Source organism: Streptomyces sp. NPDC094143 (assembly GCF_040303825.1).
GTDB lineage: Bacteria > Actinomycetota > Actinomycetes > Streptomycetales > Streptomycetaceae > Streptomyces.
The window spans coordinates 23,763-32,497 of record NZ_JBEOTZ010000050.1; the positions used below are offsets into that span (position 1 = coordinate 23,763).

Below are 8,735 nucleotides of genomic sequence, written 5' to 3' on the forward strand. Positions count from 1 at the left end.
AGGGGAAGGCAATGCCAACCGTCAGTCCCAAGCGCTGGTGGGCACTCGCCGTGCTCGCCACCGCCCAGTTCATGGTGATCATGGACACCTCGATCATCGGGGTCGCACTCCCCGAGATGCAGAAGGACCTCGGCTTCTCGCAGGGCGAGCTGCAGTGGGTCTTCAACGCCTACGTCATCGCCTTCGGCGGCCTGCTCCTGATGGGCGGGCGTCTGTCGGACCTGCTCGGCGCGCGCCGCGTGTTCACCGCCGGATGGACCGTCCTGATCGGCGGATCGATCGTCGCGGCGGCCGCGCAGACCGCGTGGGTGGAGGTCGTCGGCCGCGCCGTCCAGGGCGTCGGCGGCGCGCTGATCGCCCCGGCCGCGATGACCCTGCTGATGACGCTGTTCGCACACGATCCCAAGGAGCTCGGCAAGGCCATGGCCCTCTACGGCGCCGCGGCACCGGCCGGCGGCACCGCCGGTGTCTTCCTGGGCGGGGTGTTCACCGAATGGCTCAGCTGGCCCTGGGTGTTCATCATCTACATCCCGATCGGTGCCGCCACCCTCGCCCCGACCAAGCTGCTGCCCGCCGTGGCCCCGCGCCGCGGAGGGATCGACGTGCTCGGCGCAGTGGCCGTCACCGCCGGCCTGGCACTCGCGGTCTTCGCCGTGGTCCGCGCGCCGGAGATCGGCTGGGGTGCCACGCAGACCGTGCTGCAGCTGGCGGGCGCCGCCGCTCTGCTGGCGCTGTTCTTCGTCCTGCAGAAGACGGTGCGCCAGCCGCTGATGCCCCTGGGTATCTGGCGCGTGCCGCGTCTGGGCTCGGCGAACCTGGCCATGACGCTGCTGGGAGCCGCCTGGATCCCGATGTGGTACTTCCTCAACCTCTACCTGCAGCAGGTCCTCGGCTACGGGGCCTTCGCCTCCGGCGCCGCGCTGCTGCCGATGACGCTGCTGCTGATGGTCTTCATGACCGCCATCACCGCGCGGCTGCTGGCCCGCCTCGGTGCCAAGGTGCTGATCGGCGGCGGCCTGCTCGTCCTGGCGGCCGGGCTGCTGTGGCTGTCGGCCGTCGAGCCGACCGGCTCGTTCGTCGTCGACGTGCTGCCCGCCTCCCTCGTCGCCGCACTGGGCATGTCGCTGGCGTACATCCCGGCGATGATGGCGGCCATGTCCGGCGCCCCGGCCGAGCAGGCCGGCCTGGCCTCCGGCATCGTCAACACCACCTACCAGATCGGCTCCGCCCTGGGCCTGGCCGCCCTCACCGCCCTGGCCACCTCCCAGGGCGCCGGCCGGCTCGGTGACCTGCCCGCCCTGACGAGCGGCTTCAGCGCGGCGTTCACCGCGGCCGCCGCCATCGCAGCCGCAGCAGGGCTGATCACGCTGCTGGTGATGCGCAGCGACAAGGCGGTGGCCCTCGACACGGAGCAGGCCAGCGAACACAGCACGCCGGGCGAGAAGGCCGGGGTGTGAGCCGTGGGATGTGAAAGGACACCCGTGCGATGTCACCGCCGGCGGTCCGCCAGATCCTCAGTGACCGGATCTGGCGGACCGCCGGCGTCTGGCCCGGCCACCAGCTCCGTTCGCGGCCCGGATGGGGGAAGACCTTGATGGCCACAGCGTCATGGACCAGCACGCTGCGCCGGGCCGCCGGGCACCCGGCCGTCAGGACGGCGGCCGCCGTGCTGCTCCAGGCGCTGGCGTCCCAGCTCACGTACGAGGGCGCCGACCGACGCTCCGGCAAGGAGGCGTGCAACGGCGCCGCGCGCACCGGCCGCTGCTGAGCATGCCGTGCCCTTGCCCCGGCGGCCAGGACAGCCACCGCGGCTGATCTGCCGGCCGGCGGGGCGGAGCGCAACCGCTTCGGGGTGCTCTAGCGGCGCTTGGCGGCCCGGCGGCGAACAGCGCTGCCCAGTACAGCCGCCTTCACCAGGACCAGCGCCAGGACAGCGGCCGCGGCCCCTGAGGTCCAGTGCCAGTTCGCCACCAGGACACCGCCCAGCCCCAGGTGTGCACCGAGGACGAGCACCACGGCGGCGACGAGGCCCAGGGGCTTCAGATGCCGACTCCGGCCCACGGCCTTCCAACCTGAAGTCTCGGGCACCTCAGCTGTGTCGGAGCTGTTCTGCTGGGTGAGCGGTGCAGGCTCCTGCCAGCTCACCTGCAGCCCCTCGCGCCGGCCGAACCGCTCCACGTGCCCGGCCACAAGTTCCTCGAGCCGCCGCACCTTCTCCTCACTCGTGGCCTGGACCCGCAGCAGCAGGACACCCGGTGCGGCCCGCAAAGTGATGGTGCCCCACGGGAGGTTGACGCTGCCCTCGGTCTCGGACCAGTCGACTTGGGCCTGTTCCGCCACGGCCCGCCGCTCACTCAGCGTCTGCCCGCCATGGCCGAGGTGGGCGGGGGGACGGTGACCGAGGTGGCGGCCTTTTCGGGCGAAGTGCTTGCAGAGCTGGATGAGATACCGGCTCGGGCGGTCGGTCGCGACGTGGGCTTCGGCGCTCAGCATGGCGTTCCTTCGCATAAGGCAGGCGGACGTTGAGGGGCCGCGAACCGGTCCAGCGGAAGCCGACCGCCCTGTCCGGGCCGCGACGGGTCCGGGGAACGCGACGCCGCCAGAATTATCGAGACACTATGTCTCTGTCAATGCACAGTGTCGCCATATGGGCGGGCCGTATGCTGTCGGCGTGCCCAAGCTGTGGAACGAGACGATCGACGCGCACCGTGCCGCCGTACGCACCGCCGTGCTGGACGCCACCGCGGCACTGGTCGCCGAGCACGGCCTCGCCTCGGTGACGATGTCGCGGATCGCACAGGACTCCGGAATCGGGCGCGCCACCCTGTACAAGTACTTTCCCGACGTCGAGTCGATCCTGCGGGCCTGGCACGAGCGCCAGATCGGCCACCACCTGCAGCATCTGGTCGAGGTGCGTGACCGCAGCTCGGATGCCGGTGAACGGCTGGAGGCGGTCCTGCGGGCGTTCGCCCTGATGACGCACGACACGAGCAGCCACCATGCAAGCGGCCTGGCCGCCGTGCTGCACCGCGACCCGCAGGTAGTGAAGGCGCACAGCCGGCTCCACACCCTGATCGAGGACCTGCTCGCCGACGGCGCACAACAGGGCAGCGTCCGCAGCGACGTCGCACCCGGCGAACTCGCCAGCTACTGCCTGCACGCCCTTGCCGCAGCCGGCCACCTGTCCTCCCGGGCCGCGGTCCACCGTCTCGTCACGGTCACCCTGGCCGGAGTACACCCCGCGGCCGCCTCAGAACGTGACGCCGCACCGGACCCGCACGCCCCCGCCCATCCACGCCGCCACGCGGAACACCAGAGCGCCCCCGGCTCCCAGCCGCACGGGTAAAGCTCCGCGGTCCTGCTGCGGCTGCGCCTCGGCCACGCTGCATTCCTGACCGCTTTCGAAACGCCGCGGTACGGCCAGCCGTTTGTCCACTTCGCGCAGTGAAACCCGGCAGACGTCAACACGCGCCTTCACAGCGGAACAGGAGCGATTCCCATGACCACCGTCGACGACATGCTCCGCAGCTATCCCGCCGACCTGGGCGGTGTGGACCGTGAGGCCATGGCCCGGTGCATCCAGGAATGCATCGCCTGCGCGCAGGCGTGTACCGCATGCGCGGACGCGTGCCTGTCGGAGGGCATGGTCGGTGAGCTGACCAAGTGCATCCCGCACCGACATGGACTGCGCCGACATCTGCAACGCCACCGCGTCCATCCTGTCCCGGCACACCGGCTACGACGCCAACATCACCCGGGCCGTGCTGCAGGCCTGCGCCACCGTGTGCAAGGCGTGCGGCGACGAGTGCGCCTCCCACGCGGACATGCACGAGCACTGCCGCGTGTGTGCCGAGGCGTGCCGGCGCTGCGAGCAGGCGTGCAACGACCTGCTGGCCAGTCTGGGCTGAGCACACACACGTGCGTGGGCCGGGCGGTTCCCTTGGAGGGAAGAGCCCGGCCCGCGGGTGTCGCGCTGAGGAACGTCAGTGGTAGGCGTGGACGACGGCGTGGCCCTTGCCGCGGCCGATCATCCACTTGTTGACCGGCGTGGTGATCACGAAGGCGACGGCGAAGCCGCCGAGCAGCGCCGACCAGAACAGCCCGTCGGACAGGTGCGCATCCATCGCTCCCGGGGTCAGCGCGATGATCGCGTTGTCGACCAGTTCCATCACCGCGATGGAGACGGTGTCGGCGGCCAGCGCCACCTTGATGGCCGCCTTCAGGGACAGCCCGGCCCGCACCACCGCGAAGAGGGTGAACGAGTAGCCGAAGATGAAAGCCAGGGTGATGGCCAGGATCATGGTGGGCACGTTGCCCCACAGCAGGGCGGTGCCGATGACCATGCCGAGGATCTCGCCGATGGCGCACCCGGTCAGGCAGTGCAGCGTCGCCTTCACCGCCGTTGACCAAGACGCGCCCTTGCTCTGGCCACCGTGTTCGTGATGGCCGTGGTGACCGTGGCCGCCCGCCGGGGCGGTCTGGCCGTGCGCCGTACCGGTGTGGTGCGTGCTGTGGTCCATGACCCTCATCCCCTTCATCGACTCCAGTGTGGTGTGGCCAGGAGCGGCTCCACAATCGAACCATATACCCCTGGGGGGTATATGGCTAGGGGTATTCCTGGCCGGTTGCCGGGCGGTGGAGGACCTTCCAGGTCCGGCCACCGTCACGTGAGTCGTAGACGGTGTCGGTGCTGTCAGCGGCCAGCAGCCGCAGGGCGCCCACCGCGGTCAGCACGGTGGCCTCGCCGCCGCCGGGCAGCCGGCCCAGCTGCGTCCACGCACCGCCGCCGCGGCCGGTCAGAACGCGGCCATCGGCGCTCAGCCCCACGAGAAGGCCGGAGCGTGGCTCCTCCACCGCGACCAGGGCGGGGGCCGCGGGATCGGGGCGGAAGGTGCGTCCGCCGTCGGTGCTGCGAGCAAGGCCTGTGCCGGTGGCCGCCCACACCGTCGTGGGCGTGGCCGGGTGCGCGGCCAGGTCGAGCGCTTGGAGCTGAGCGCGCCTGTCCCAGCTGCGGCCGGCGTCGGTGCTGGCCCACAGCTTGCTGCTTTGGCTGTCGAAGCCGTAGAGCACGTCACCGGCCTGCACCAGGGCGTGGAAGTCGGCCTCGCCCTCGGCCGAGAGCGTCTGCCATGTCCGGCCGGCGTCCGTGCTGCGGATCAGGCCCAGGTGGGGCGATCGGGCATCGGGGTCGGCCGGGGAGGGGTGGCCGCTGGCCAGAAAGGTGGAGGGGCCGGTGACGGTGAAGCCCATGGTGTCCTGGTAGCGGTCGGCAACCCGCGTGGCTTTGCCGCCGTCCAGGCGGAAGAGGCCGTGGTGGCCGGCGGCGTAGACGGCGCCGTCGGCCGGGTCGACGCCCAGGCCGTGCAGGTGGCCGGTGCCCGGGTCGCCGGCTGCAGCGTCGTCGCGGCCGGTGTCAACAGAGGTGGTGGAGCAGGCGGTGATCAACAGCGCGCCGGCGGCGAGCGCGGCAAGAGTGCGCGCACGGCGCGGCAGTAGGCGAGTCATGGGGTGCCATCCAGGCGGGCGAAGTGGCGAAGTGCGGAAAACATGGGGCGGGGGTCGGCCATGCCGGGGCGGGGCGGGCGCCCCTCCGGGTGCCCGCCCCGCTGAAGGAGGGCGGTGTCAGCTCTTGCCGAGCAGCTTGTTCATCTGCTCGATCTCCGCGCTCTGCGAGGCGATGATCTGGCCGGCCATCTTCTTGGCCGGGGCGTAGGCGCCGTCGGCCTGCTCGGTCTTGGGCATCTCGACCGCGCCTTCGTGATGCTTGATCATCATCTCCATGAAGGCGGTGTCGAACGCCTTGCCCGAGGCCTTCTTCAGCTCGGCCATCTCCTGCTCGGTCATCATCCCGCCCGAGCCGTGCATGGAGTGGTCCATGGCGCCCTCGGCGGGAACTTCCTCGCCCCAGGTGGTCAGCCAGCCCGACAGCGTCTTGATCTCCGGGTCCTGGGCCTTCTTGATGTCGGCGGCGAGCTTCTTCACCTCGGCCGACTGGGCGCGCCCGGGCGCCAGGTCAGCCATCTCAACCGCCTGACGGTGGTGGGGAATCATGCCCTTGGCGAAGGCGACGTCGGCCGCGTTGTGCTTGCCCTGGGACGCAGACGCCGGGGCAGAGGCGGAAACGGAGGTAGTAGCGCTGCTGTCGTGGCCGCCGTGCCCGGCCGTGCTGTCGCCGCCGCCGCCGCAGGCGGCCAGGACGAGTGCTGCCGCACCCGCGGCGGCGACAGCGGCGGTACGGCGGACGAGGGAACGCTTGCGGATCATGTGGTGCAACTCCTTCACACGCGCCGGCTCATGGCGCGTGGCGTAACGGGATGTGAGAGCGTGCGCGTGCACGTCACCCGCGCCACCCATCATCCGGGCGCATGGGGTGCCGAGCGGGCCGCTCTATATCCGCAGAAGCTGCAACTCAGAAAGGTCCGGAGGCGCCCGTCCATCGGCAACAAAACCCCGGGCCGCCGTGATCACGGCCGAGGACGCGGGAACATCCATCACCGCGCTGGCCAGCGCCGGAGGCGTGTACGCCGACCCCGTACCGGAAGCCGCGCACGTAGCGTCGGCATGATCCAGGTGCCCAGATCCGCCATCGGTGTGCGAGCATCCCCCGTCCGCGTGCGGCACACCGTCCGCCGCGGCCATCACCATCTCGTGACCGGCACCCGCCTGCACCGCCGCAGCCGTGCCCGGAGCAAGACCGTGCATGCCCAGCACACCGGCCAGCACCGCCAGCACGAACAGCCGCCCAGCGGGGCGGCTGTCTGAACGGGTGCTTCTGGTCACGGAACCCATCGTAGGGGCAACCCGACAGCGCATGCGGCCCATCAGCCAGTAGTCGCACTCCGTCGCACCCGGCCCGCCCGGCAAGGTCGTTCATGTGCTCCGCGGAGACTTCACCTGGCGCACGTGCTCCGGTATCGCGCTTCGCACCGGGATCCGGCACCGAGGTGGCAATGGCCGACAGCATCTCCCGCCATTCAATCAGACATGCCCGGAACACGTTCCGCGATCAATAATTAAACGGTCAGAATATGCACATCGAACAACACTCTCAAAAGACGCACCAGAAGTCATCGCGCGCGAGAATTGTTTTAGAACTGAGCGGGACCAGGTTGCCACTCACCTAGGGGCGCACCTCAAGCGCCGAGCAAGCCCGTGGATCAGTTTATTCCATTTCGACTTCATCGCTTTCTTCACGCAATTCTCTCGAAAGGGCCCCATCATGCCTGATCGAATTCTGTATTGCGGCTTCAACGGGCGCGCAGCTATCGGAGCCGTCGATGCCAACAACGGCCTCAGAGACCTGGCCTCCTACCCGGCCGGCGCCGCCGCCACCGACTGGACACAGATCACCGCCCTCAGCGGCGACCGCATCCTCTACTACGCAAAAAACACCGGACGCATAGCGATCGGCGCCATCACCCCCGGTAATGGCCTCAGAGACCTCGCGTCCTACCCCGCCGGCGCCGCCGCCACCGACTGGACACAGATCACCGCCCTCAGCGGCGACCGCATCCTCTACTACGCCGGAGGCACCGGACGCGTAGCCATCGGCGCCATCGACGCCAACAACAGCCTCAGAGACCTGGCCTCCTACCCGGCCGGTGCCGCCGCGACCGACTGGGAGGAAATCACCTTCTTGGGGTCGTCGGGGAAGCCGTCTCCGTGGGCGGTGCTGCTGTGTCAATTCAGCGATGCTGCCACACCGCCGGGCTTCTCACGGAAACGCTTCGATGAACTCTTCACCGGGGCAGGCACAGGAAAACTCGGAATGGTGGATTTCTTCAGGGACATGACCCACGGAAATCTCGATCTCACGACCTCTCGCGCATTCGGCTGGTACACACTGCCGAAGAAGTCCACCGAGTACACCGGATCCGGAGCCAACCCGCAGGGCCGCAAGGACCTCATCACCTGGGCCCGACAGACAGCCACAGCAGCGGGCGTGTATCTGACACCGTACGGGAACCGGATTTGCGTCGTCACCCATCCCCCCACAGACCTGTTCGGTGGCCCAGATGGTGCCTGCACCGGCGACGGCAGAGACGGGAACGGAATGACGTCATTGTCCCCCAGCCTCATGGGACAAGAAATGGCCCATGTGTACGGTTTGGACCACTCCTGGGCCGGAAGTACCGAGTACGGGGATTACTGGAACACCATGAGCACCCGCACTCCCTATATGACCCCACATCCCGTCTACACAGAAGTAGACAATCAAAGTCGCCCGATATGGAGAATGGGCCCGGCCTGAAGTGCCCGCCAACATGTGGGGAGCGGGTTGGCTCGATGCTTCGCGAGTCTGGCAGGCCAAGGATGCGGAGTCCGACACCGCCGTCACCCTCCGACCGCTGTACAGCCGCGACAACTCGGGCTATCTCTGCGCTCGCATAGGCACCTACTTCGTCGAGCTCCGCCTCAAGGAGCGCTGGGACGCACTGATCCCCGCGTCAGCCGTACTGGTGCACGAGTTCAAATTCAACAGGTCGTATCTCCTTACCGCGACAGCGACCGGAGGAAGGCAGGATTTGCGGAAAGGCGACGAGTTCCTTCGCGGAGACCCCGCCAATCCGGCAGCCGCGCTCGTGCGGATCAGGGTGCTTGACATAGACGCCGCTGCACCAGGGTCATTGCATGTTCGGAATCGGTCCGGTTCGCCGGTCTCGTGCATGACGTGACGTCATGTGCCGGCCTGGGCAGGGATGTTCCCCGGGAAGCAGAACAGGCACGGCGCCGGT

Annotated in this window: 9 protein-coding genes and 1 pseudogene; 5 read left to right on the forward strand and 5 right to left on the reverse strand. The window is 69.1% G+C overall.

The features are described 5' to 3' along the window. Positions 1-11 precede the first annotated feature (11 nt). The gene (locus tag ABTZ58_RS35995; protein WP_351366421.1) at positions 12-1,457 is read left to right on the forward strand and encodes an MFS transporter; all 1,446 of its coding nucleotides are present in this window, start codon (positions 12-14) and stop codon (positions 1,455-1,457) included. A 137-nt stretch (positions 1,458-1,594) separates the two neighbouring features. Continuing rightward, positions 1,595-1,768 carry a hypothetical protein gene (locus ABTZ58_RS36000; RefSeq protein WP_351366424.1) on the forward strand — a complete coding sequence of 58 codons (174 nt, stop codon included), beginning with the start codon at positions 1,595-1,597 and terminating at the stop codon, positions 1,766-1,768. 89 nt (positions 1,769-1,857) lie between these two features. Here the strand turns inward: ABTZ58_RS36000 and ABTZ58_RS36005 are convergent, their stop codons facing one another. Then, positions 1,858-2,493 carry a DUF2218 domain-containing protein gene (locus ABTZ58_RS36005; protein WP_351366427.1) on the reverse strand — a complete coding sequence of 212 codons (636 nt, stop codon included), beginning with the start codon at positions 2,491-2,493 and terminating at the stop codon, positions 1,858-1,860. A 178-nt stretch (positions 2,494-2,671) separates the two neighbouring features. Here ABTZ58_RS36005 and ABTZ58_RS36010 point away from each other — a divergent pair, with 178 nt between their 5' ends. After that, positions 2,672-3,346, forward strand: a complete 675-nt coding sequence (locus ABTZ58_RS36010; RefSeq protein ID WP_351366430.1) for a TetR/AcrR family transcriptional regulator — start codon at positions 2,672-2,674, stop codon at positions 3,344-3,346. 153 nt (positions 3,347-3,499) lie between these two features. Continuing rightward, positions 3,500-3,908 (forward strand): annotated as a pseudogene (locus ABTZ58_RS36015) (four-helix bundle copper-binding protein). Positions 3,909-3,983: 75 nt separating this feature from the next. On the opposite strand, the gene ABTZ58_RS36020 reads toward ABTZ58_RS36015, so the two are convergent. The 4 genes from ABTZ58_RS36020 to ABTZ58_RS36035 form a co-directional block, all read right to left on the reverse strand. Further along, positions 3,984-4,520: a DUF4396 domain-containing protein gene (locus tag ABTZ58_RS36020; protein WP_351366433.1), complete on the reverse strand. Its 537-nt coding sequence runs from the start codon at positions 4,518-4,520 to the stop codon at positions 3,984-3,986. Positions 4,521-4,605: 85 nt separating this feature from the next. Further along, the gene (locus ABTZ58_RS36025; RefSeq protein WP_351366436.1) at positions 4,606-5,505 is read right to left on the reverse strand and encodes a F510_1955 family glycosylhydrolase; all 900 of its coding nucleotides are present in this window, start codon (positions 5,503-5,505) and stop codon (positions 4,606-4,608) included. 117 nt (positions 5,506-5,622) lie between these two features. Beyond that, positions 5,623-6,264, reverse strand: a complete 642-nt coding sequence (locus tag ABTZ58_RS36030) for a DUF305 domain-containing protein (RefSeq protein WP_351366439.1) — start codon at positions 6,262-6,264, stop codon at positions 5,623-5,625. Between the two features lie 123 nt (positions 6,265-6,387). Beyond that, positions 6,388-6,780, reverse strand: coding sequence for a DUF6153 family protein (locus tag ABTZ58_RS36035; RefSeq protein ID WP_351366442.1), 393 nt, complete (start codon positions 6,778-6,780; stop codon positions 6,388-6,390). Between the two features lie 439 nt (positions 6,781-7,219). On the opposite strand from ABTZ58_RS36035, the gene ABTZ58_RS36040 reads away from it, so the two are divergent. Next, positions 7,220-8,251 (forward strand): hypothetical protein, encoded by a 1,032-nt coding sequence (locus ABTZ58_RS36040; protein ID WP_351366445.1) that lies wholly within the window; start codon positions 7,220-7,222, stop codon positions 8,249-8,251. Positions 8,252-8,735 lie beyond the last annotated feature (484 nt).